We start from the raw sequence: 25,565 nt of genomic DNA, 5'->3' as shown, positions 1-25,565 counted from the left end.
TTTGAGCCTAGCTTAGCTGTTTAAAATTCTTGTACAAATCCTGTTGTTGAATTATATTTTGTTTATCTGGTTTTTGTTGTTCTTGGTTTGGTTGTTGGGTGTATTTAAAGAATATTTGCCCAATCATCTAAATAATCCTGTTATGGAACATGAAAACTTTTATGTCGTAATTAGACGAAAATAACCTAATGGAAGCGTTTTTTTACGTGTACAAAAAGTAACACTTAGGGCAAAATAAGCGGCAAATTTTTCGTAACGAAATAATCATTTAAAACTTGCTCCCTAAGCTACATTATTTACTGAGGATAAAACATGCTTACTCGTGATATGAACATTGCAGATTTCGATGCAGAATTATACCAAGCGATGACAGACGAAACAGCTCGTCAAGAAGCGCACATTGAATTAATTGCATCTGAAAACTACTGTAGCCCTCGCGTTCTTGAAGCTCAAGGCTCTCAATTAACTAACAAATACGCAGAAGGTTACCCAGGTAAGCGCTACTACGGTGGTTGTGAGTATGTTGATAAAGCTGAAGCATTAGCAATTGAACGTGCCAAAGCGTTATTTGGTGCAGATTACGCAAACGTTCAACCACATGCTGGTTCACAAGCAAACGCAGCAGTGTTTCAAGCATTAGTGACGCCAGGTGGCAAAGTGCTTGGTATGAGCTTGGCACATGGTGGTCACTTAACTCATGGTTCTCACGTAAACTTTTCTGGTAAATCATATGAAGCGATTCAATACGGTTTACACCCAGAAACAGGTGATATCGATTACGAAGAAATTGAACGCCTAGCACAAGAACATAAGCCTGAAATGATCATCGGTGGTTTCTCAGCATTCTCTGGCATCGTTGATTGGGCTCGTATGCGTAAGATCGCTGATAGCATTGGCGCATACTTCATGGTTGATATGGCGCACGTTGCAGGTTTAGTTGCTGCAGGTTTATACCCTAACCCAGTTCCACATGCACACGTAGTAACAACGACAACTCACAAAACGTTAGCTGGCCCTCGTGGTGGTTTAATTGTTTCGGGTTGTGGTGATGAAGATGTTTATAAAAAATTAAACTCTGCTGTATTCCCTGGTGGTCAAGGTGGCCCATTAATGCATGTGATTGCAGCAAAAGCCGTTGCATTCAAAGAAGCATTAGAGCCAGAGTTTAAAGCTTACCAACAAAAAGTGTTAGATAACGCAAAAGCAATGGTTGCTGTGTTACAAGAACGTGGTTACAAGGTAGTATCAAACGGTACTGAAAACCACCTTTTACTTCTTGATTTAATCGATAAAGATATCACAGGTAAAGATGCTGATGCTGCATTAGGTAACGCGCATATTACTGTAAATAAAAACTCGGTACCAAACGATCCTCGCTCTCCATTTGTAACGTCTGGTCTTCGTTTAGGAACGCCAGCAATTACTCGTCGTGGTTTTGGTGTTGAAGAAACTCAAGCATTAACGGGTTGGATTTGTGACATTTTAGATGACATTGAAAACCAAGATACTATCGCTAAAGTTCGTGACAACGTAACGGCACTTTGTGAGCGTTTCCCGGTATACGGTTAATTCATTATTAACTAAAACAAATTATCCATTTACTTGATAATTAGTTTAAAATGGTCGCATTTAGCGGCCATTTTTGTTTTTAAATCATTATGTATTGTCCCTTTTGCTCAGCCCAAGAAACTAAAGTTATTGATTCGCGATTAGTCGCCGATGGTCACCAAATAAGACGTCGCCGTGAATGCATTAATTGCCATGAGCGATTCACCACCTTTGAAAGCGCTGAACTTGTGATGCCACGCATTATTAAACGCGACGGGTCTCGAGAGCCATTTAATGAAGATAAATTGAGAAATGGCCTTGTTCGAGCCTTAGAAAAACGACCTGTTAGTGTTGAAGAAACCGAAAACGCGATTAATAAGCTAAAATCTCAATTACGAGCGACAGGTGAGCGAGAGGTTGAAAGTGAAATGGTTGGTAATATTTTAATGGAGCAACTCAAAAAGCTCGATAAAATTGCTTACATCCGTTTTGCTTCCGTTTATCGCTCATTTGAAGATATTCGTGAATTTGGTGAAGAAATCGCTCGCCTTGATGATGAATAATAGCAACGTTTCTTTTAACGATAGTGACAACCAGTTTATGGCGCAAGCTATAAAACTTGCCCAAAAAGGTCACTATACAACCTCACCCAACCCAAGGGTAGGGTGTGTCATTGTTAATCATGGTGAAATTGTTGGTCAAGGTTTTCATCAAAAAGCAGGTGAAGGCCACGCTGAAGTTCATGCCTTAAAGCAAGCAGGTGATAAAGCTCATGGAGCTACAGCTTATGTTACCTTAGAGCCTTGTAGCCATTATGGCCGCACGCCACCATGTGCTCTAGGTTTAATTAACGCGCAGGTTTCACGCGTTGTCATTGCAATGGTTGATCCCAATCCTCAAGTTTCAGGTAATGGCATTCAAATGCTAGAAGAGGCCGGCATTGCGGTTCAAACAGGTTTATTATCTTCACAAGCACACCAACTTAATCCAGGCTTTATTCATTTAATGAAGCACAAAATGCCTTATGTTCGTTGTAAGTTGGCATCTACCTTAGACGGTAAAACCGCGATGAAAAGTGGTGAGAGTAAATGGATAACGGGTGAGTTAGCTCGAGAAGATGTACAGCGATATCGCGCCCAAAGCTGTGTTGTTATAAGTTCTGCTCAATCTATCATCCAAGATAACGCCAAAATGAATGTGCGCTGGCAACAATTAGGTGAATTGAAAAACAGCTACGATAAAGACAGTGTAAGACAACCCGTGCGTGTTGTTTTAGATAGCAGAGGGCGGCTTGAGCCGAGTATAGATTTCTTTAAGCAATCATCTAAAGTAATAATTATTGGAACTGGCCTTGAAAACAATCATCAATGGCCACATTTTGTTGAACATATCATAGTTAATGGTGAGCCAGGTCAAATAGACCTTGAAGAGGTTCTGCGACAATTAGGTCGTCGTGGCTACAATGATGTGTTAATTGAAAGTGGTGCTCACTTAGCAGGCGCTTTCATCGAAAAGAATTTAGTTAACGAGTTAGTTTTATATCAAGCGCCTAAACTGATAGGTGGCGATGGCAAAAATTTAATCGAAATGCCATCAGTGACAAAATTAGCAGATGCAAAACAACTTTCCATAGAAGCAATGACTATGGTTGGCGATGATATTAAACTTGTCGCGACACTGAGTGAGAAATAAGCCATGTTTACTGGGATTATCGAAGCCATTGGCACGATCAAATCAATGAATATCTCTTCAATGGGGGCTCGACTGACAATTGATGTTGGTCACTTATCGATGAATGACGTTAAGTTGGGTGACTCTATTGCTACCAACGGTATTTGCTTAACGGTTGTTGATTTTGATAACAAACATTTTTCTGCCGATGTTTCCAATGAAACGTTAACACGCACTGGTTTTGCAGACTATCAAGTAGGCCAATGTGTCAACCTTGAAAAGGCAATGTTACCGACAACACGTTTTGGTGGTCATATTGTCTCTGGGCATGTTGATGCCGTAGCTCAAATCATTGAAATAAAAAATAACGGTAATGCTAACGATTATTGGCTGTCGATGTCAGAAGACATAGCACCTTATATTGCTGAGAAAGGCTCGATTACAATTGATGGTGTTAGCTTAACGGTTAACAGTTTAACTGAAAATCAATTTCGTCTGACCATTGTTCCTCATACTTCAGAACAAACTATTATGCCCAGTTATAGTGCGGGCACTAAAGTAAATATTGAAGTTGACGTCATGGCTCGATATATCGAACGGCTTCTTTTGAAAAAGTCAGATTCACATACACAGCACACTGCACCAAGCATTGTTAGCGAAGAATTACTAGCGCGTAGCGGGTTTATTAAATAAAAGAGGTTGCCATGCAATTAAATACCCCACAGGAAATTATTGAAGATATTGCTCAAGGAAAGATGGTCATCTTAATGGATGACGAGGATCGTGAAAATGAAGGCGACTTCATTATGGCTGCTGAATTAGTCACGCCAGAAGCAATAAACTTTATGGCAACACATGGCCGTGGTTTGATTTGTATGCCAATGTCAAAAGAGCGCTGCCAAACATTAAAGTTACCGTTAATGGTTGAGAAAAATGATGCGCAATTTACGACAAACTTTACGGTATCAATTGAAGCTGCTGAAGGTGTAACAACGGGCATTTCTGCAGCAGATCGTGCCACGACTATCCTTGCGGCAGTTGATAAAAACGCGAATGAGCACTCTATTGTTCAGCCGGGCCATATCTTTCCGTTGATCGCAAAAGATGGCGGTGTTTTAAACCGTGCAGGTCACACTGAAGCGGGTGTTGATCTAGCCCGCCTAGCGGGTTTAGAGCCTGCAGCTGTAATCGTTGAGATTCTTAATGAAGACGGCACAATGGCACGTCGCCCAGATTTAGAAGTTATCGCTCAAAAGCATGGCGTTAAAATGGGTACCATTGCTGATCTTATCGAATATCGCAATGCTAATGAAACAACCATAGAGCGCGTCTCTTCATGTAAGTTGCCGACGGCTTTTGGTGATTTTGATTTAACCGTGTTTAAAGATACCATTGATGGCCAGGCTCACTTTGCCTTAACTAAAGGTGATATTAACCCTGAAGAACCAACTCTTGTGCGTGTACATTTAGAAAATACGTTCCGTGATTTACTTTTTAGCCAACGTGATAGTGTGAATAAGTGGCCGATTGGCGATGCGCTAGGCCGTATTGCAAAAGAAGGAGGCGTATTAGTGCTACTGGGTAAACATGAGTCACCTCAGTCTCTTATTGAGCAAGTACAAAAATATGCTAAACAAGATGCTGGCGAAACAGTTAAAGAAGTTCAACGCCATGTTGGTTCACGCAATGTTGGTGTCGGCTCTCAGATATTAGCTAATCTAGGTGTGCGTAAAATGCGCCTATTAAGTTCTCAAACGAAATATCATTCGTTATCAGGATTTGGCCTTGAAGTGGTTGAGTATTTAGCTGAATAACATTCAAATAGATTTTGTTAAAGGGTAACGCTCTGCGAGCGCTACCCTTTTTTTGTGCCTAAAGTTGATGTTTCTCAAAAACCCATAGCCTGATATATGCTATTTATATCTATTGCTTATATCAATTGTGAAAAAAATTGTGAAAAAAATTGTGAAAAAATTGTGAATACATTTGTTGTGCTGTGTTCCTATCGACAGGTTTATTCGTTAAGATGAGGTCATACCTCCTAAAACAGGAGGATAAATAATAATTATAAAGAGCAGAGTGTTAAAAGGCGTTTTCTATGAATCTAAAAGTTGCCCATAAAATCATTATTGGCTTCTCCATCATCTTGTTCCTTGCATTTAGTGCAAGTGTTTTGTATCTACGAATTTTATCAAATGTTGAAGCAGCCACCAGTCAGATTGAACAATCTGCAATACCCATCCAAAAAACTAGTAGCGATATTCAAATTCAATTGCTAAAGCAAGCAAAGCAAGCGGGGATGCTGCCTTACGCAAGAGATAAAACGTCGCTTGAAACGACTTATCGTGTTTTTTCTCAACAAGAAAAAGAACTCATTAAACTAGAGAAGTCGCTGTCACAGTTGTTATCACAAAGCAAAATGTCATCAGGTATTGGTATGTTTAAATCTCAATACAATGACTTTGTCGTGTCTGTGTCAACGATGAAGGAATATCGCTTCTCTGTACTACAGGCAAATGATGAATTGATTGAGTATGAAAAACTATTAGCCGATCATCTTGACGAAGCAGGCGCAATTTTGATCGATTTGACTTACCTTGAAGACGCCAAGCGCCAAGATGATATTGATCGCATAGCAGGTGCGGCAGGGCAAATTGAAGGTTATTTGTTTAACCTAATTGATTCAACCAAAGTCATTATTAACTTAACTGACATTGATGAAGTGACAAACTCTCAAGATGTTATTGGCACCGCATTGGCTAATTTAGATCAAATGTTAGGTTTTTTAACTCGTTTAGGTGAAAGCTATGACACCGACGGGCTTATTGAGCAGTTCGTCGAAGAATACCAGCAATCAAAACGTTTACTGACTCAGCAAAACAACATCTTTACGGTAAAACTAGCTCAACTTCAAAATGTTCAAAACTTAGAGAATAGCTTAAGTGCTTCTGAAGACGTTTCTCAGCAAGCAATTGCAACAATTGATAATCTACTAGCAAAAGTAAATAGTAACTTATCAACGGTACAAAAAGAGCTTTCAGACAATGTTAATCAAGGGCAGTTAAACACCATTATTATCCTTGTCTTGGTGTTAGGAATAGGAAGTGGCATTGCCGTTGCGACTATACGCACCATGATAGTACCTTTGCGTCGTATTAATAAGATTTTGAATTCTGTTAGTCAGGGCGATTTAACGAAAAAGTTAAATGTAGACTCTGATGATGAATACGGACAGTTATCTAAAAATATCAATAATGTCATTGAGTATTTGAAAGTGCTGATTGCAGAAATTAGTCAAAACTCACATGAACTCAATAGTGCGGCGCTGCAATCAAGCGAAGAAATAAAAGGCGTTACTCAAGCGTTAGGTGAGCAAAAATCTACCGTGGAGCAAGTAACCAATATTACCGCAGAACTCAGTGATAGCGCAGATGTTGTACTTGATAAAAGTAGCGATGCAGAAAGCCAAATGTCAGAAGCGCTAGAGCAAAGTGAACAATTAAAAGGTATGGCGCAAAGTACTAATGAACGTGTTGATTCTTTAGCTACGATGCTCGATCAAACGTCAGGATTAATGGCTCAGCTCCATAAAGAGTCAACGAATATCGGTAGTATTTTAGAGACAATTCAAAGTATCGCTGACCAAACCAACTTACTTGCACTTAACGCCGCAATTGAAGCAGCGCGTGCGGGTGAAGCTGGGCGAGGTTTTGCCGTCGTTGCAGATGAAGTTCGCATGTTAGCGAGTAGAACGCAAGAATCAACCGCCGAAATCAACTCAATGATCGAGTCGTTACAGCAACAAACCTCACAAGCAGTGAATGAAATAGAAGTTGGTAAGAATGAAGCGAATGATTGCCAAAACGATACGCATCAGCTACTTCAAACATTGTTATTAATTAATACTGCCATTGAACAAATGCATATGATGAGCTCTGATATTGCCGACTCTGCAAGGTTACAAAACCGATTGAGTAATGACATTAACGCGAGTATTCATCAGGTGATGGATTTGAGCAGTGTGACGAGTGCTAAGTCTTCTTCTACATTAACTTACTCAGAAATGGTTGCTGAGCTAGCCGGTAAGCTTGATCAGAGCGTAGACAAGTTCAATACGAACTAAGCTCAATGAGATAAAACAAAAAAGCCACTCAATCGAGTGGCTTTTTATTACTTCTTATCTGAATTATTTCTTCAATTTTCTAATTGCTAAGCCAAATAAGCTAACTGAAAAAATCAATATAGTGGATGGTTCTGGAATACTAACTGCAGCTGGATCTCTTGCTAAGAACGTTATATGTGAAATCCCTTGGACCTTACCTTTTTTGTTTAAAAAGTCAGTAGAGGCCAATGTACCCGTTAATGTGAAAGGAGTACCGAACGCATTTTCCGGAAATAAAGGATCAAAAAAACCATTACCATTAACGTACTCTGTAGCAAAAATGTCCTTGAAGTTAAAATCATAAACAGCAAATCTATTGCTAGCTTTAATTACTATTGCCAATTGATCAAAGGTTGCTTCACCCAAGATATCTTGAACATTATCGATAATGTCGATATCTGTTTTTAAGCTCCAAATACATGATTTATTATTTGTACAATCTAAGTCTATTCTTAGAAGGTCGGCTATATTGGTGCCACTAGCCTTATTGGGTTGAATATGAGAATAGGAGCCGCTGCCATTCGTGGAGAAATTTGCTAAATGAATCCATCCAGGATCGGTTGCGCTTCCATCATTATCTAGATCTTGCAGATCAGATTCTGTTATAAATGGTAATTCATCAAACGAATAATTCTTACCTTTGTGCTTGAATTTCCCACCATTCAAAAAACCATCACCCAACTCACCAATATTATTCTTGGGTTTGCCATTACCCTCATTGTTTCCCTTATATAACCCAATACAATCAGATGCGGTATATGGGCCATTCTCTAGTAAATTGTCGCCAGATTGGCCATCAGCGCTATCGTCATCAGAAATATCAAAATCTGAAATGTATACACCGGTTAATGTGGTTGCTGTATTTGAACAAGTTGCAGCATTTGTAGCGTTAGTCGGCCCAAACGTGTTAATAACGCCAGCATTAGCGCCGAAAGCCGTTAACCCAAATAATGTAATAGCGGTTGTAATAAGTGATGATTTCATTTTTGCTACCCTGCATAAATTTATGCTTAAAAAACAAGCAAGATTTGTGCCTTTTAATTAACTTTATGATTATTATGGAATAATTATTTAGAGGGAAAAAGGTGTGTAAAGAAACCCGACAGTTATATATCCATTAGATAGGATAACTGTCGGTTTAATCGCGTACTTAATTTAGAAAGTTTTGAATTTTTTCTAAAATGCCTTTGGCGTCTAAACCAAGTTCTTGGTGAATCTCAGCTTGCGTACCGTGCTTAATGAACTGATCAGGTAAACCAATGTTAAGTATTTTAATTGTAACGCCTTGGCTTAGCATGAATTCATTAACCGCAGAGCCTGCGCCGCCGGCAATTGCGTTATCTTCTACTGTAATAAACGTTGAATGGCTGTTAGCTAACTCAAGTAACAAAGTTTCATCTAGCGGTTTAACAAAACGCATATCAACGAGCGTTGCGTTTAATTCTGTAGCAACTTTTTCTGCTTCACTTAAAGTTGTACCAAAGTTCAAAATAGCTAGGTTTTCGCCTTGGGCTTTTACCAAGCCTTTACCTACTTCAATTGTTTCAGACATTTCAGGTAGTTGAGCACCCGTGCCGCTGCCACGCGGGTAGCGAACAGCAGCCGGTTCACCAAGTTGATAACCCGTTGTTAGCATTAACTGACATTCACGCTCATCACTAGGTGTCATAATTGTGATATTAGGGATACAACGCAAGAAGCTTAAGTCGAAGGCTCCTTGGTGAGTTGGACCGTCAGCACCTACGATACCAGCACGATCGATAGCAAATAACACAGGTAGGTTTTGAATGGCAACATCATGAATAAACTGATCATAACCGCGTTGCAAGAAACTTGAGTAAATAGCAACAACAGGTTTTTTGCCACCAATTGCAAGCCCTGCGGCATAAGTTACCGCGTGTTGCTCTGCGATCGCGACATCGAAATACTGCTCAGGAAATCGTTGTGAAAACTCGACCATACCTGAACCTTCACGCATTGCTGGTGTAATTGCCATCAAGTCTTTATCGTCTTGCGCTGTTCGGCATAACCAGTCACCAAATATTGCTGAATACGTTGGTAAACTTGGCGCAGATTTAGGTAAGTTGACCTCTGTCGGATCAAACTTTGGCACAGCGTGATATTTAATCGGGTCATTTTCAGCGGCTTCATAGCCTTTACCTTTTTTGGTCGCAATATGCAGAATTTGCGGCCCTTTAAGGTTTTTCATGTTGCTGATTGTATCAACTAAACCATTCACATCGTGACCATCGATCGGGCCAATGTAATTAAAGCCAAGCTCTTCAAAAAACGTACTGGGTACGACCATGCCTTTTAAATGCTCTTCGGCACGACTTGCTAGTTCTTTAATCGGTGGTAAATTCCCTAAAATCTTCTTAGAGCCTTCTCTAAAGCCTGCATAAAAACTACCAGATAGCATTTTTGCTAAATGATTGTTTAGTGCGCCAACGTTTTCAGAGATCGACATTTCGTTGTCATTTAATATAACCAACATGTCTTTATTAATATCACCGGCGTGATTTAATGCTTCAAACGCCATACCGGCAGTCATCGCACCATCACCAATTACTGCTACTACTTTACGGTTTTTATTTTCTTTCTCAGCGGCAACGGCCAAACCAAGCGCGGCTGAAATTGACGTTGACGAGTGACCAACGCTTAATACGTCGTATTCGCTTTCTTCACGCCATGGAAATGGATGCAGACCATCTTTTTGTCTGATGGTGTGTAATTGATCTCGACGACCTGTCAGAATTTTGTGTGGATATGCTTGGTGGCCAACATCCCAAATAACATGATCAAAAGGGGTGTTATAAACATAATGCAAAGCAACCGTTAATTCGATAGTGCCTAAACCCGATGCGAAGTGGCCGCTACTTTTACTGACTGAGTTTAATAAAAAACGACGTAATTCTTGGCTTGCTGCAGGCAGCTGCTCTTGAGATAACAGGCGTAAATCATCAGGTGTGTTGATGTTAGCTAATAATGGATAATCAGATAAATTAGTCGTCATAAATTACTTTTTATTAAATTCGAATTAATGCGTTCGGTTAACAATGAACTGAGCAAACGCTTTTAAATTTTGCATATTGTACGGTAAAGCGTCTAATGCTTGAAGTGCTTGTTGCAATAAGTCTTGCGCTTTTTGTTGTGCGCCCGGTAAACCAAGCAAAGCTGGGTACGTTGATTTATTGGCATCAACATCTGAACCTGCTGGTTTACCCAGCTCTTCTTGGCTTGAAGTGATATCAATGATGTCGTCTTGAACTTGGTATGCTAAGCCGACCGCATTAGCAAATAGTTCTAGTTTTTGTCGTTGCTCTTTGGAGATGTCTGAAGCTACAAGCGCAGGCATAGTAACTGCTGCTTTTAATAAGGCACCTGTTTTAAGTTGATGTAACTGTTCAAGTTCTTCAAGCGAAATACCTTGATTTGTTGCTGATAGGTCGAGCGCTTGGCCACCACACATACCTTGATAGCCAGAGGCTGCAACTAATGATTGAATCAGTGGAACTTGTACCGCTTTTGCTTGAGATGAAAACGAATGATTAGCAAGTATATCAAAGGCTAATGTTTGCAGTGCGTCGCCAGCGAGTATAGCGGTGGCTTCATCAAATGCGTTATGGCAGGTTGGCTGGCCGCGACGAAGATCGTCATCATCCATTGCTGGTAAGTCATCGTGTAGCAGTGAGTATGCATGTATACATTCTAATGCGCCGGCGATACCATCTAGATCGTCAAGCTCTACATTTAATGCTAAACCCGTCGTGTAAACAAGATATGGGCGCATTCTTTTACCGCCCAACAACAAACCATAGTGCATAGCTTCATGCAGTTTTAAATCATTTTTTTCAAGTGAGTTAATTTTATCTTCAAGAAAGCTATTTATACGCGCTTGAAAATGTTCAATATCAGGTAATGCCGTCACTACACATCACTCGGCTGAAAATCAAATGGCACAGGCTGCTGTTCATGCTCTTGAATAAGCACGTTAATTTTTTGCTCTGCGGCAGAAAGTTTAGTTTGGCTAGATTTACTTAATTTTAAACCTCTTTCGAAGAGTTCCATAGAGGCTTCTAAGCTTAGCTCGCCCGTTTCGAGTTGCTCAACAATGTCATTAAGTTCATTGATTGATTCTTCAAAACTTAAGTTTTCAATTTTCTTTTTTGCCATTAGCTTTAGTCAGACTATTTTCATTGGCGCAAAGTTACCGTACATCAGGTACAAGGTCAAATTGGAATGCATATTTAGCTCGCTATTTTGCGAATATGGTTTACTCAAAAGATTCTGTAGATATTAGTTAAGTTACTGACATAATGGACGATAATAAAAGGTGAGGGTGATATTGATTCGCCTAACATCAAGACATGATGTATTATCAAATAAATAACAAATAAAATATCTACACGCACTTAGGAGGCTTTCGTGGATTTAGCTACGGTTCTGGGGATTTTGGGCGCAATTGGTTTCATAGTCATGGCTATGATTCTAGGTGGCGACATCAATATGTTTGTCGATACCCAGTCAATCTTAATTGTATTTTGTGGCTCAACTTTTGTTGTTTTATCTAATTATAATATGGGGCAGTTTTTTGGCATAGGTAAGATCATCGGTAAAGCTTTCATGTTCAAAATAGAAAGCCCTGAAGAACTTATCGAAAAGTCTGTTGAAATGGCAGATGCTGCGCGTAAAGGTGGTTTCTTAGCATTAGAAGAAGCTGAAATTACTAATGGCTTTATGCAAAAAGGTGTCGACATGTTGGTTGATGGCCATGATGCTGATGTTGTTAGAGCTACCATGCAAAAAGATATTTCATTAACTTCTGAACGACACGAGACCGGTGTCGGTATGATGATGGCGCTTGCAGAAGTCGCTCCAGCGATGGGGATGATAGGTACTTTGATTGGTTTGGTTGCCATGTTATCTAACATGGATGATCCTAAAGCTATCGGTCCTGCAATGGCGGTTGCATTATTAACAACACTTTATGGTGCATTCTTAGCAAACGTAATTGCCATTCCAATTGCGAATAAATTGAAGTTACGCTTAGCAGAAGAAAAATTAAATCAAGAGCTTGTAGTTGATGCTGTGCTTGGTATTCAAGATGGTCAAAACCCTCGAGTGATTGAGAATCTTCTGAAAAACTACCTTGCAGAAAGCAAGCGTAAAATAGATACCACCGAAGAGTAACGGAGGCTATTTATGTCAAGTCCTCCTCCTGAGTGTAAGTGCCCACCAGCTGGCTTGCCGGCGTGGATGGGTACCTTTGCTGATTTAATGTCACTGTTAATGTGTTTCTTCGTACTATTACTGTCTTTTTCAGAAATGGATGTACTGAAGTTTAAGCAAATTGCTGGTTCGATGAAATTTGCCTTCGGTGTGCAAAATAAAATTGAGGTTAAAGACATTCCTAAAGGTACGAGTGTCATAGCGCAAGAATTTAGACCTGGCCGTCCTGATCCTACGCCGATTGAAGTCATTCAGCAGCAAACCATTGAAATGACTCAGCAAATGCTAGAGTTTCAAGCGGGTGATGAAACCTCAGCAGGTGGTCGACAAGAGCAACGAGGTACCCAACGTGGTGGTCAATCGCAAAGTACGGCTGAGCAACTTTCTGCTCAACAAATGCAGCAGGCACGAGACGAGTTAGAAAAAGCTCAACAAAGCCAAGTGAACGAGCTTGTCAAGAAAATAGCTGAACAGATGGAAGAGCAAATCCAAGACGGTGCTATCGAGTTAGAATCATTAGGACAGCAAGTAATTATTCGTATTCGTGAGAATGGTTCATTTCCTTCAGGCTCTGCATTTTTACAACCTAAGTTCAAACCGATTATTCAAGAAATTGGTGAGCTACTAAATACGGTGCCAGGAGAGATCATGGTATCAGGTAACACCGATGATCGCGGAATCAGCTCAGAGCTATTTAGTTCTAATTGGGACTTATCAACCAAACGTGCCGTAGCAATCGCGCACGAGTTGATTAAGGTGCAAGACTTTGATGAAAGCAGGTTGCTCGTTGTAGGACATGCAGACACTCGCCCTCTTGTACCGAATACTAATGCCTTAAACCGAAGAAGAAACCGTCGTGTTGAAATATCAATTAATCAGGGTAAAGCGAAGGAAACTGACCCCATATCTTTAACTGAAGGGCAATAAATAATTGATTAAAGAGTCGCTAAATAGCGACTCTTTTTTTGTACATTTTACTATAGTGTTGTTCATGAGCAGATGATGTATAATCCGCGCCAATTAAATTAAGTTGGTATGATTGATGAAATTTATTGTTAAGTTACAGGCAGAGATTGCGATTAAATCTCGCCCAGTTAGAAAACGTTTTACAAAGATATTAGATTCAAATATTAAGAACGTTTTACGTCGTGTTGATGAAAAAGTTACGACGAGTGTAAACTGGGATAGCATTGAAATTAACACTAAAAATGACAGTCCTGAAAACCGTCAACAATTAATTGATACTCTCAAATGTGTACCTGGCGTCGCGCAATTTATTGAAGTCCAGCAAACTGACTTCACAGATCTTCACGACATCTTTGAAAAAACTTTAGCTATTCATGGTAAAACAATTGAAAACAAAACGTTTTGTGTTCGAGCAAAACGCACTGGTGAACACGAGTTTAATTCACTAAAAGTTGAACAATATGTTGGTGGTGGTTTAAACCAAAGTGTTGAATCAGCATCGGTGAAGCTTAAAAAGCCAGACGTGACTATTCGTCTTGAAATTAATCGCGATAAACTATTTATTGTCACTGAGCTCCATAAAGGGCTTGGTGGTTTTCCTATTGCTACCCAAGAAGATGTGCTGTCTTTAATGTCGGGTGGTTTTGATTCTGGTGTATCAAGCTATCAGATGATTAAGAAAGGTTCTCGTACGCATTATTGTTTCTTCAATTTGGGCGGTTCTGCGCATGAAGTTGGTGTGAAACAAGTGAGTTACTACCTATGGAATAAGTTCGGTCCGTCACACCGCGTCAAGTTTTACTCAGTAGATTTCGCTCCTGTGGTGACTGAGATTCTAGAAAAAGTAGAAAACGGTCAAATGGGCGTTATTTTAAAACGTATGATGATGCGTGCCGCGGCTAAAATAGCTGAAAAGCGTGGTATTCAAGCCTTGGTTACTGGCGAAGCCCTTGGTCAGGTTTCGAGTCAAACGTTGACTAATTTAAATGTCATAGACCGTGTTACCGATACGTTAATTTTAAGGCCATTAACTGCGTACGATAAGCAAGATATTATTGATATTGCCCGCAAAATTGGTACTGAAGATTTCGCAAAAACGATCCCTGAATATTGTGGTGTTATTTCTAAAAAACCAACGGTTAAAGCAGTACTAAGCAAAATTGAAGCAGAAGAAGAGAACTTTGACTTTTCAATTTTGGATAAGGTTGTGGAAGACGTTTCAGTTTACGATATTCGTGATATTGGCGAAGAGGCCGAAGCTGAAGTGCCATCAATCGATGCCGTATCAGCGCTTGATGAAAATGCCGTAGTGATTGATATTCGAAGCCCTGAAGAAGAAGATGATAATCCTCTTGAGTTAGATGATGTAGAAGTAAAACACTTACCGTTTTACAAGTTAGGCACGCAGTTTGGTGATTTACCACAAGATGTTACTTATTACCTTTACTGTGATCGTGGTGTAATGAGTCAACTACAAGCACTTTACTTACATGACAATGGCTACAACAATGTGAAAGTTTATCGCCCATAATGCTTTTCTCTTCAAAAAAAGCCAACGAATAGCAATGTTCGTTGGCTTTTTTGTTATTTGGCTAGAAATAATTCGCTGTAAAAAAACGCTTACAAAGAAAAAATAATGTTAACAAAATGTGAAAAAATTAAGGAGGAGCCTGTTGTTTAACAGTTGACCATCTGTTAGATTTTTGAGTTAAGCGCCATATTGGCTGAAAAATATTAGAAAAATAATTTAAAACAAAGGATTGACGATGAAAAAACATAACCTCAAGCCACTCTCGGCTGCGGTAAGTGCTGGTCTTCTATTGATGCTAAGTGCATGTAGTGGGGGATCAGATGCCCCTAAACCAGTTGTTGAACCGCCTCCACCGCCGCCACCTCCTGAACCAACATCGTTTAATGTCACCGTCATTGATGGATATATTCGTGGTGCAATTGCTTACATTGATTTGAATGGTAATAAGCAATTAGATGAGGGCGAACCTTTTACGGAAACTGTTGAAGGTGGTGAAGGGGTTATTGATACGACAGGGTTGGGCTTAGTACCTGAAAATGTCAGTGTTATCGTTGATATTCCAGAAGGGGCTGTTGATGAAAGCACGATTACAGATGAAAACCCCGGTGGTGTGCCAATCGCTGAAGGCGATGGTTTTCAACTTGTTTCATTACCAGGTGAAAATGTTGCAACACCTGTTACCACACTTATTTCATTAGTTGCAGGTGATGAGGGTGGCGTAGAAGCGGCAAAAGAAGAAGTAGCCGAGCAGCTTGGTATCACGACTGATGAAGCGTCAAGTGACTATATTGCTGACGAAAACGAAGAACTGACCGTTTTAACAGAAGTGATGATAGCTAATGAAGTCATCCCTAAAAACGTTACAGAAGATGTTGACCCTGCTGATATCGTGGTAGCCACAGAAGTGAGCTCTACTATTGCTGGTGTTATTGAACAAGCAAGTGAAGCAGGTACGTTAACAGAGCAAAAAGAAGTGATTAATCAAGCAACAGCAGCAGTAACTGCTGCTGTTGATAATGTGACTGAGCAACAATCTGACACACTATCCGATGTTGATGATGAAACGCTTGGTGAAATTGTCGAGCAAGTTGCAGATGTAACGAGTGCTGTTTATCAAGATCTCGTTGTATCGGAAGCGCCTGTTAGTGATGACATGCTTGCTCAAGCGCAAGTTCAAGCCGAAATTGTCTCCGATGTTGTTTCAACCTCTATTGTAGAGCAAGGGGTTTCTGAAGAAGGTTTAACCGAACAAGCCGTTGAGCAAATTCAAGCTTCGGCTGAAGTTATCGCTGATGTCGTCGAAACATTACTAGAAGAGCAATCTGACAGCGAAGAAGGGCTATCAGAAGATGCTATCGAAGGTATTGAAGAAGTTACAGATATTATCGCTGGTGTTGTTGAAGAGCTGATTGCAGATAAATCTGGTGGTGAAGAAGGATTAAGCGCTGAAGAAGTTGCCAATGTAACGACAACTATCTCAGTGGTTACTGCTATCGTTGAGCAAATTATTGAAAGCAATGGTGAAGCTGGTGAACTTGCCGTAGAAGATGTTACTGCTATCGCTGAAATTGTTGCAGAAGAAGTTATTGAAGAAGTTGAAGAATTATCTGACAGCGGTTTAACAGAAGAAGAAATTCAAGCGCAAGTTCAAGATGCGGCAAATGAAACCGCTTCTGATTTAGAAGAAGCGATTGAAAATGATGTCGATATTGAAGATTTTGATGGCGATGGCATTGCTAATGATGAAGATGATGATATTGACGGTGATGGCGTTGCAAATGAAAACGATGCACTGCCATACAACGAGAACGAGTCTGTAGATACTGATAAAGATGGTATCGGCAATAATGAAGATACTGATGATGACAATGATGGCGCATCTGATGATGCTGATGACTTCCCACTAGATGATTCAGAAACAACTGATACAGACGGTGATGGCATAGGTAATAACGCTGATACTGATGATGACAATGACGGCATTTCAGATGATGAAGATGCATTCCCATTAGATGAGTCGGAAACAATTGACACTGATGGTGACGGTACAGGTAACAACACTGATACTGATGATGACAATGATGGTACGTCAGATGATGAAGATGAGTTTCCATTAGATGAGTCCGAAACAACCGATACTGATGGTGACGGCACAGGTAATAACGCTGATTTAGATGATGATAATGACGGTGTAAGTGATGAAGACGATTTAGACGCGCTAAACCCAGCAGTGTCTTTTGGTGGCTTAGCCGACGAAATTAATCGTGGCACTATGTATTTATTGTGGGACGAGTACCGCGAATTTAATACAACACATGGTGATGGTGATCTTGAGTTTGAAACGCTAACCGTCGATCAAGCCACTCAAGACATTACGTTGGTTTCATATGAATTGCGTGAAGAAAATGGTGAAGTTGAATTTGTTGCTCAATCAGCCAATGACGATGATGAGTACGAACTATTGCTTACTGAAAACGGTTGGCAAGAAAACCTAAATGACTATCGCATTCAATCGCAAACAAAAGATGGAACAACACGATTTATCAATGGTGTTGGCAGTATTGCAATAACAACAGGTGAAAAATTAGATAGTACGGGGTTGAAAATCACTGACGTACTAGAACAACTCGGTTTAACTGGGTGGGCATTAAATGTAGACCAAACAGCAACCTTTGATGAAAGTGCGGCACTTTATCGCACAACTTTCACGGCAGGTAGCGATGATTACCTCGTTGATATGGAAGTCGATTGTACCTCTTGTGGCGCTTTGCGAGACAACCTTGGCTCGTCTTTAACCCAGCTAAATGGCTTATTTGTTGAATATGCATGGCACAGTGAGCAGGAAAACAATGGTGAACGTTATACGCAGTCGTTAGCGCATAGCGAAAACTCTAATGGCGAGCTTGTAGGTGAGTTTTTATCATCAACTGAAAATGAAGGAGCCATTAACCTTTATGTTTATGATGAAGGCGAACCTCGTTTATTGTCGCAACAAGGTGTATGGCGAATAGAAGAGGTTATGGGACAAGAAATTGTTCGTCTTACGTTACCTGAAAATGTAGAAAGCCTCGCTGGTTTTGCGTTTGACGTCGAAGAAGCGCAAAGCCGATTCTTCGCATTAGTGCGTGGCTACGTTCGAACGGGCTTTGTTCAACAAGAAGGTTCACAAGATGATAATGAAGCTTGGATAAATGCTGCAGCCTACGAACAAGTTATCGAAAACTTTAGCTTTGGTGATTGGGACAATGATTTCTATAAGGATGCTTTTGATAGTGACGATGACAACGATGGTGTCGTAGATAGCGAGGATGCTTTTGTTAGAGATGACAAAGCAAGTGCTGATTTAGACAATGATGGTATTGCTGATTATCTTGACGATGATCTAGATGGTGACGGCGTTGCCAATGGCGAAGACATAGCGCCACGTAATAGTGATGTCAGTAACGGCATGACGTTGAACGCTGACGTATTGGCTTCAGCTTATATCGACGCCAATGAGTCACTTGTTGATGATCTGCCAATTGCATTGGGGTCAGCAACGCAAACCTACTTTAGTTTTTCAGAAGACCAATCTGGCAGTTTTTCAGACAGCCAATACCAATCAACAACTCAATGGCAAATAGAAAACAATGAGTTAACGGTGTTGTATAACGAACAGCCATCAACGCTCAGGTACTATACACTTGAGGAACTTGTTGATTTAGCGCTAATCGATGTTCAAGACGCGAAAAACTATTGTTATGACCTTAACTGTGGTTTAGAAATTAGTACAACGCTCGTCAAGTCAACACTATGGCTGATCGGTAAAGATGATAGCGTTGTTGATTTTTGGCGCCGTAATGAATTTACGTACAGTGTGTCAGATGCTTACGATTCATCGTACCCTGGATTACGTGAAATCGTTCAATCAAGTAGCGTTAGTGATGCAGAATATCAAATAACGATGTTAGATATTCATGCTGTTGAAACCAGCCCGTTTGATGAGCAAAACGTACAAGGACAGTGGGTATTACCAACTAACTTTAATGATGATCGCCGATTGCGTGCTGACTTATTAACGTTCAACGCAGATGGCACCGCTACCGGCTTGATACATGACGAGGCCTTCACATGGCAAGTCCATAATAATGGCCAACTGTCGCTCGTTAATGAAGATCAAAGTATCACGCTTGTTTATAGCAAGTTCGAGGAATACGAAGATGGCGCTGCAATTTATGCGCAAGTAACCGTTGACGATGAAACTATTTATGGTCATCACTTTGGCATGAAGGCTTCAGGTCAAGCGATAGAATTTAGCCAAATAAATCAATTTCTAATCAATAGCTTCACGCTAGGTGATGATTATTATCGAGATGATGAAGGCAATATTCGTGATGAAGAAATTTTTGGATTCTATTTTCATGATGATAGCTCGGTTAATCGTATCTTTGGTTCAAATTTAATTGACGGTTATGGCCCTGAAACGTGGCGTTGGCAACAAGATGAATCTAGCTTGCTGTCAATGTCACGCTACCGAAATATTTATAGTAATAACTATGACGACAACTGTACTAGAGAATTGGTTGATAGTTGCTATATATGGCGTAATCGTTACTGGCAACCTATTAGTCAGTCAGGAGATCGTTTATATGTACTTGAGTGGTCTGAATATGACGGCAACTATAATCCAAATGATCCAAATTGGGTTGAATTAATTCCTGCACGTTTAAACTTCTACCAAGCTCATCAAAGTGACTTGGTTGACGCTAATGTTAACGGTAATGATCGCGACTTAGATGGCATTCCAAATGAAGATGATGCCTTTCCATTTGATAGCTTTGAATGGCTAGATACAGATGGTGACGGTATAGGTAATAATGCCGACAGTGATGATGATGGTGACAACGTTGTTGATTGGGAGGATGCATTACCGCTCGATGAAACTGAAACATCAGACGTTGATGGCGACGGTATTGGTGATATAGCAGATACTGACGATGACAATGATGGTATTGATGATACAGTTGATTTAGACCCGCTAGATCCTGACGTGAGTGAAGGCCTATTCATTGACGTATCTGAGTTAGCATCTAAATATATCCGCTTATCTGATGGTTACTTGGACGAGCCGAGCATATCGTTGAGTCAAATTACGGGTGAAGTTTATACCTTTGATTTTGATAATGACCAAGTCGGTAAAGTGCAAGCGCCGAGCGGTTCTATGAATTTTTCTTTCGAAGATGCAGGCTTTCAAGAACGCTTAAATTACACAAGTAATAATTCAGAAGTTCGCGTGATGAATGTAGATGATTTACTCGAATTTGGTTACGTTTCAGAACAAGCAGCGACTCAGTATTCAAACGCTTACGGCAGCCAAGTAGAAGTTACCGTTGTACAAATTCGCGCTGAGATTGTTTGGTTAGAAAACGGTGAAACTCAAGATCGATTCTGGTGGACCGATGTTGAATCATGGCAGATTGCAGAGAGTTCACATCGTGAAATTTTATTTGGCAGCGTTGATGCTCAAGCCATCGAACTTCATCATCATAGTTATGAAGTTATTCTTACTGAATACGATAGCTTATCACCGATTGATTATACACTAGACGAAGTTGTCGGTAACTGGGGACTCCCTGTAACGTTTGATACACAGCCAGAGTTAACTTACCAACGTATTATCGGCGATTACGCAACATTTAATGCCGACAATACTGGTTCAGCAATGATTTCAGGTTCAGCGTTTACTTGGCAAATTGACAGCGGAAAACTTATTGTAAATTACAATAATGGCGCTGTAATTGAACTTGAGCGCATTGAATCAACAGAGTCCGGTGATGTGGTTGTTGCCTCAGCGTCATTTGAAGAGAACGATTATAGTGTTGTACGTTTATCAACGAAAGCTGATAGCGACGCAAGCTATACAGAGTTTGTTGGTGATTTTCTAATGAACAGCTTCACTTTAACTAATTCTGATGCTTACGATGGGGAAGGTGAGATAGTTTATGAAGACTATTACGGCTTTAAATTAAATGACGATAATACGGTAAATCGCATATACGATGGTGATTTTGATTTTAACTCTGGTTTTGGTACGGATAATTGGTATTGGACAGAGTTATCTTCTAACGAAATTCAGCTTACAGCACTTGTTGAAAAAGATATGTACAGTAATTGGGTTTCGCGAACTTATGCTAGTTGCGATATTGCAGAGGATAACTGTTACGAGTGGCGTAAACGTCATTGGAAAGTACTAAAAGAAACTGACGATAGAATTTATGTACTTGAGTGGGCATTCTGGGACCAAAATATTTGGGATCAAAATGCACAAGAGCAAAACTTTGAGTTAGTTATTCCACCGCGTGTCCAGTTTTATCAAAAATTTGCGTTAGATACTGATAAAGATGGTATGCGTGATGATGTCGACATGGACGATGATAATGATGGTTTCACTGATGAAAACGATGACTTCCCATTTGACCGTGATGAATGGTTAGATACCGACGGTGATGGTATTGGTAATAACAGTGATGACGATGATGACAATGACGGCGTTTATGATTGGAACGATCCATTGCCATTAGACGCATCAGAAACCATGGATTCTGACAATGATGGTATTGGTGATAATGCTGATTCAGATGATGATAACGACGGTATTAGTGATGAAAATGATGCAGCGCCATTAGATGATTCAATTGGTGCGGCATTGCCATTAACTGAAGACAATCTATCGTCAAGTTATATGCACTACGTAGACGGCTATTTAGATACGCCAAGTATTTCTATTGGTAGCATTTCTGGTGACTTATATTCGTTTGTTGACGGTGCTGGAAAAGTAACTAGCCCTGATGGTCAATTAATACATAGTTACAGCTTTGCTAATAATACGTTGACACTCGATTTATCACAAAATGAAGCAAGTAAGCAGTTTCTTTCTCTGAATGAGTTAGCTTACCAAGGCGTGTTAACGTTTGAAGCGGTTGATAGGTATCTATCAGCTTACGGTAACAGTCAAATATATTTCTATGTGACTACTGAAAAAGTAGAGTTCAACTTATTGGCTGAAGGTGATGAATCTGATCGCTTTTTGGTTACTGAATTCACGGGATATCAGGTGGTAGAGGAAAGCGATCGTGAAATTCTATTTGGGAGTATTGATGCTGAAGCTGTCGTTTATCGTGAAGATAGTCGAATCTTAGAGCTGCTAGATTTAGATACCTTTGATTTCGTCGAGTATACTGATGCTGAAGTTATTGGCAATTGGGGATTACCGACATCGATTGACCGCGAAACAACTAATAGCTATCAGAAAATCCGTAGTGATTACCTTTCGTTTAATGACAATTTTACAGGCACGAGTGAGTTTTCAGGTAGCACATTTACTTGGCAGGTTACGAACGGTAATTTAGCGCTTGATTTTGATAATGGCGATAACATACTACTTCGACGTATCCAATCCTCTGAAGGTGGTGATGTTGTTTTAGCGACAGCTACAATTGACGATATTGAGCATAGTGTTGTGAGCTTATCGATTAAAGAGTCGTTAAGTGCTGACTACAACAACTTTATTGGTCAGTTTTTAATGAATAGTTTTACCTTAACAAACTCAGATGTATACAATGACGCTGGAGAAGTTAAGCGAGAAGAATATTTTGGTTTCATGCTTGATGAAGATAATTCTGCAATTCGTATTTTAGGCGATTATGACTTTGAGACAGAACAAGGTATTAGCAACTGGACTTGGTCAGAATTAAGCAGCAATGAAATTACATTATCAGCGCATACCGAAGTAGATGAAAACGGTAATATGTTAGGTAGTGGCTTATACTCAATTTGTGATATTACCTCTGTATATTGTAAAGAGTGGCGTCGACGCCACTGGCGCGTGCTAGCTGAAACTGAAGAACGTATATTTGTTTTAGAGTGGGAGTTTTGGGGGCCACCTATAGAGGCAGTAGATGAAGGGGAAGAGTTTAATCTTATTATTACTCCTCGAGTGCAGTTCTATCAGAAATTTGAGTTGGAAGATTAATTGCGTAAACATCAGCTTTTTAAACCTCGTTTAAAAAGCTGATGTGCCATAATGAATTAAGGAAAAATAGGCGAGCTAGGCTCGCCTTTTATCAAGGAGTTAAAATGAAAAAGGCGATTGGGGCATTTATTTTAGTACTATTTATTACAACTAGTTATCTTGCAATTGGCTTTACTAAAATGTCAGCTGAAAATGCAAAACTGACGAAAATGCTGTTAGATAAAGAAGAAGACTATAATTGGCTAGAGCGAGAACTTTATGCAACTAAAAAACAGTTAGATAAAGTTGTGAGAGAGCAAGACAATTTGCCCAACGATATAGCAGTAAATAATTTAAATACTACACATGTGGTTAATGGGCCGAATAGTAAAAAAGCGACCCAAACACAAAAAATGCTGTCGAAACAAAAAACGGCAAAACAATTATTGGATAGCGAGCGCTTAACATCTAATGGACAAAGGCTCTAAGCTAGTTAAAGGTTCGTAATTTGTTGATAAATTGCCTGATGAGTTTTTGCAAGTTCACGTTGATTATATTTGCCTGCTACATCTAACAAAAAGCCATTAATATAAGTAATTTCAGTTTTTCGATTAGCTAACACATCACTCAGCATTGAAGAGGTATTTTTAGCTGTACTAATGGCGACATGTTCAACCGTTTCATTGACTTCATTCACATCAAAACTTATCCCCGCTAGTTCTGCGATAGCAACAAATTCTTCTATTAATTCGCGGCGCAGCGCACCATAGCATGTATTTAAAATCTCACCATTAGGTATCTTGTTTATCGCTGTTATAGGATTGATCACACAGTTAACAGCAAGCTTTTGCCATTGCTTCAGTCTAATATTTTGATGGAAGGTACAGTTTGCTAAACTATTCATAAATAGATCTTTTATGGATACATCTAGCGGATGCAATTCGCTATTTAAACAGCCGAGGTCATACACCCCGTTTCCTGTATGGGTAATCGCCATTGCTTTATCTTTTCGACTGCCGTGTGTCGTTAATAGTGCATAGAAAGGCTGACGGTTAGTTAAATTTTGTGGTAACTCTTCGAATACGCCCATGCCATTATGGCACAGCACAATTGACGCCTGAGGGTTAATATCTTTTTGGTAGTGCGTGATCACTGCATTTACATGAAATGCTTTTACGCAAACGATTACAACATCTGCACATTGTAAGTCGATTAAACTTGCATAGTTGATTTTGATCTTTTGCTCATGATTATCAATATCCTGATAGGAAAGCAGTGCGTTATTATTTTCACTGTTAGTTCGCGTTAAAAGCGCAAGTTGGTTTGGCCTTTTTAGCGTGGTATTTAGTTGTTTATATAACAGAAGCCCGATAGCACCTGCGCCAATGATAACGAGTTTCATTTTTTCTTTAAACTATAGCCGTACATCATTGCTACCCATCGCAATAGTACAAAAAACAACACACCTAAGACATCAGCAAAAAAATCGCTAAATTCACCATTACGAAAACCCAAATAAAGTTGACCAAGTTCGGTTAATCCGCCAAAAACAATAAGTGTTGGTGTAAGCAAAATTAATGAAAGCTTTAAAAACGCGTTAAGAAACCAAGCCAAACAAAAAAAGCTAATAAAATGACCAATAGTGTCAATTTGGGTGTGTTGAAAAACCGTAGAATTTGTTTCTGTTGAAAGAAAGATACCGGTGATGAACAATACAAAAAATAAGAAAAATAAGAGTTGTTGACGACTTTTCACAATAATTAGATGCAATTTTAAAGGGAGTTCATAATATCACGAATAGACGAAAAAACTATCGGTGAAGTGATAACGTCTTGGTTATAAAAATAGCCTTTGATAAACTAGCAACAAGTTCAATTATAAAGAAGAGGGCGTTATGCCATCATTAGATATCGTTTCGGAAACAAATTTGGAAGAAGTGCGCAATGCCGTTGAAAATACAACACGTGAATTAGCAACACGTTTTGATTTTAGAGGCGTAGACGCATCAATAGAATGGAAGTCACCTATCGCGACAATTAAGGCAGAATTAGATTTTCAACTTAATCAATTAGTCGATATGTTTCGAGGGCAGTTAGCTAAACGTAATATAGACGCTAAAGCGTTAACTGTAGGTGACTTTAATCACTCAGGTAAAACAGTATCGGCGCCGATTACTTTTAAAGAAGGTATCGAACAACCCGTTGCCAAGCAAGTAGTCAAGTTGATAAAAGATAGCAAGCTGAAAGTGCAAGCGTCTATTCAAGGCGATAAAGTGCGTGTTACGGGTAAAAAACGTGACGATCTGCAAGCGGTTATGCGTGCCGTAAAAGAAGGGGAACTAGAACAAAGCTTTCAGTTCACCAACTTTAAAGATTAATTTATAAAGGGGGCATTAGCCTCCTTTTTAATGTTAAGTGAACCAGCCGAAATTGCTAAAGCGTAAAATCACTGTAAACGCTTTTAGTAGC

The 25,565-nt window shown here is 39.7% G+C and carries 18 protein-coding genes; 12 read left to right on the top strand and 6 right to left on the bottom strand.

Annotated features, from left to right (window positions below):
- The first annotated feature begins 312 nt into the window (after positions 1-312).
- From glyA to QQK02_RS10245, 6 genes are all read left to right on the top strand, one after another.
- The gene (glyA, locus tag QQK02_RS10270) at positions 313-1,569 is read left to right on the top strand and encodes a serine hydroxymethyltransferase (protein ID WP_284207926.1); all 1,257 of its coding nucleotides are present in this window, start codon (positions 313-315) and stop codon (positions 1,567-1,569) included.
- An 89-nt stretch (positions 1,570-1,658) separates the two neighbouring features.
- Complete coding sequence (gene nrdR, locus QQK02_RS10265; protein ID WP_284207925.1) at positions 1,659-2,111, top strand: transcriptional regulator NrdR; 453 nt, start codon at positions 1,659-1,661, stop codon at positions 2,109-2,111.
- Positions 2,101-3,240 (top strand): bifunctional diaminohydroxyphosphoribosylaminopyrimidine deaminase/5-amino-6-(5-phosphoribosylamino)uracil reductase RibD, encoded by a 1,140-nt coding sequence (gene ribD / locus QQK02_RS10260; protein WP_284207923.1) that lies wholly within the window; start codon positions 2,101-2,103, stop codon positions 3,238-3,240. Before nrdR ends, ribD begins: the two co-directional genes overlap by 11 nt.
- A gap of 3 nt (positions 3,241-3,243) precedes the next feature.
- The gene (locus tag QQK02_RS10255) at positions 3,244-3,912 is read left to right on the top strand and encodes a riboflavin synthase (protein WP_284207922.1); all 669 of its coding nucleotides are present in this window, start codon (positions 3,244-3,246) and stop codon (positions 3,910-3,912) included.
- Between the two features lie 11 nt (positions 3,913-3,923).
- Complete coding sequence (ribBA, locus tag QQK02_RS10250; protein ID WP_284207920.1) at positions 3,924-5,033, top strand: bifunctional 3,4-dihydroxy-2-butanone-4-phosphate synthase/GTP cyclohydrolase II; 1,110 nt, start codon at positions 3,924-3,926, stop codon at positions 5,031-5,033.
- Positions 5,034-5,317: 284 nt separating this feature from the next.
- Positions 5,318-7,342, top strand: coding sequence for a methyl-accepting chemotaxis protein (locus QQK02_RS10245; protein WP_284207919.1), 2,025 nt, complete (start codon positions 5,318-5,320; stop codon positions 7,340-7,342).
- A gap of 63 nt (positions 7,343-7,405) precedes the next feature.
- Here the strand turns inward: QQK02_RS10245 and QQK02_RS10240 are convergent, their stop codons facing one another.
- The 4 genes from QQK02_RS10240 to QQK02_RS10225 all read right to left on the bottom strand — a co-directional run bounded on the left by QQK02_RS10240 (position 7,406) and on the right by QQK02_RS10225 (position 11,554).
- On the bottom strand, positions 7,406-8,365 hold the full coding sequence (locus QQK02_RS10240) for a PEP-CTERM sorting domain-containing protein (RefSeq protein WP_284207918.1): 960 nt from the start codon (positions 8,363-8,365) through the stop codon (positions 7,406-7,408).
- Positions 8,366-8,531: 166 nt separating this feature from the next.
- Positions 8,532-10,394, bottom strand: coding sequence for a 1-deoxy-D-xylulose-5-phosphate synthase (dxs, locus tag QQK02_RS10235; RefSeq protein WP_284207917.1), 1,863 nt, complete (start codon positions 10,392-10,394; stop codon positions 8,532-8,534).
- A gap of 24 nt (positions 10,395-10,418) precedes the next feature.
- Positions 10,419-11,309: a (2E,6E)-farnesyl diphosphate synthase gene (gene ispA / locus QQK02_RS10230; RefSeq protein WP_284207916.1), complete on the bottom strand. Its 891-nt coding sequence runs from the start codon at positions 11,307-11,309 to the stop codon at positions 10,419-10,421.
- Positions 11,309-11,554, bottom strand: coding sequence for an exodeoxyribonuclease VII small subunit (locus QQK02_RS10225; protein ID WP_284207915.1), 246 nt, complete (start codon positions 11,552-11,554; stop codon positions 11,309-11,311). Before QQK02_RS10225 ends, ispA begins: the two co-directional genes overlap by 1 nt.
- Positions 11,555-11,806: 252 nt before the next feature.
- Between QQK02_RS10225 and pomA the strand changes: the two genes are divergently transcribed.
- The 5 genes from pomA to QQK02_RS10200 all read left to right on the top strand — a co-directional run bounded on the left by pomA (position 11,807) and on the right by QQK02_RS10200 (position 23,585).
- Complete coding sequence (gene pomA / locus QQK02_RS10220) at positions 11,807-12,571, top strand: flagellar motor protein PomA (RefSeq protein ID WP_284207914.1); 765 nt, start codon at positions 11,807-11,809, stop codon at positions 12,569-12,571.
- 12 nt (positions 12,572-12,583) lie between these two features.
- The gene (locus QQK02_RS10215; protein ID WP_284207913.1) at positions 12,584-13,537 is read left to right on the top strand and encodes a flagellar motor protein MotB; all 954 of its coding nucleotides are present in this window, start codon (positions 12,584-12,586) and stop codon (positions 13,535-13,537) included.
- A 115-nt stretch (positions 13,538-13,652) separates the two neighbouring features.
- On the top strand, positions 13,653-15,107 hold the full coding sequence (gene thiI / locus QQK02_RS10210) for a tRNA uracil 4-sulfurtransferase ThiI (protein WP_284207912.1): 1,455 nt from the start codon (positions 13,653-13,655) through the stop codon (positions 15,105-15,107).
- Between the two features lie 235 nt (positions 15,108-15,342).
- Complete coding sequence (locus QQK02_RS10205) at positions 15,343-23,118, top strand: hypothetical protein (RefSeq protein ID WP_284207911.1); 7,776 nt, start codon at positions 15,343-15,345, stop codon at positions 23,116-23,118.
- Between the two features lie 104 nt (positions 23,119-23,222).
- On the top strand, positions 23,223-23,585 hold the full coding sequence (locus QQK02_RS10200; RefSeq protein ID WP_284207910.1) for a hypothetical protein: 363 nt from the start codon (positions 23,223-23,225) through the stop codon (positions 23,583-23,585).
- Between the two features lie 5 nt (positions 23,586-23,590).
- Here QQK02_RS10200 and QQK02_RS10195 read toward each other — a convergent pair whose 3' ends face one another.
- Together QQK02_RS10195 and QQK02_RS10190 are read right to left on the bottom strand one after the other, a co-directional pair.
- Entirely contained in the window at positions 23,591-24,499 is a 909-nt protein-coding gene (locus QQK02_RS10195) for a ketopantoate reductase family protein (RefSeq protein WP_284207909.1), read from the bottom strand.
- A complete protein-coding gene (locus tag QQK02_RS10190; protein ID WP_284207908.1) occupies positions 24,496-24,852 on the bottom strand; it encodes a VanZ family protein in 357 nt (118 codons plus the stop codon). Before QQK02_RS10190 ends, QQK02_RS10195 begins: the two co-directional genes overlap by 4 nt.
- A 139-nt stretch (positions 24,853-24,991) precedes the next feature.
- Between QQK02_RS10190 and QQK02_RS10185 the strand changes: the two genes are divergently transcribed.
- The gene (locus tag QQK02_RS10185; RefSeq protein ID WP_284207907.1) at positions 24,992-25,474 is read left to right on the top strand and encodes a YajQ family cyclic di-GMP-binding protein; all 483 of its coding nucleotides are present in this window, start codon (positions 24,992-24,994) and stop codon (positions 25,472-25,474) included.
- Positions 25,475-25,565 lie beyond the last annotated feature (91 nt).

It is taken from the genome of Thalassotalea eurytherma (assembly GCF_030161415.1).
GTDB lineage: Bacteria > Pseudomonadota > Gammaproteobacteria > Enterobacterales > Alteromonadaceae > Thalassotalea_G > Thalassotalea_G eurytherma.
This window is presented reverse-complemented; position numbering and strand designations above follow the sequence as displayed.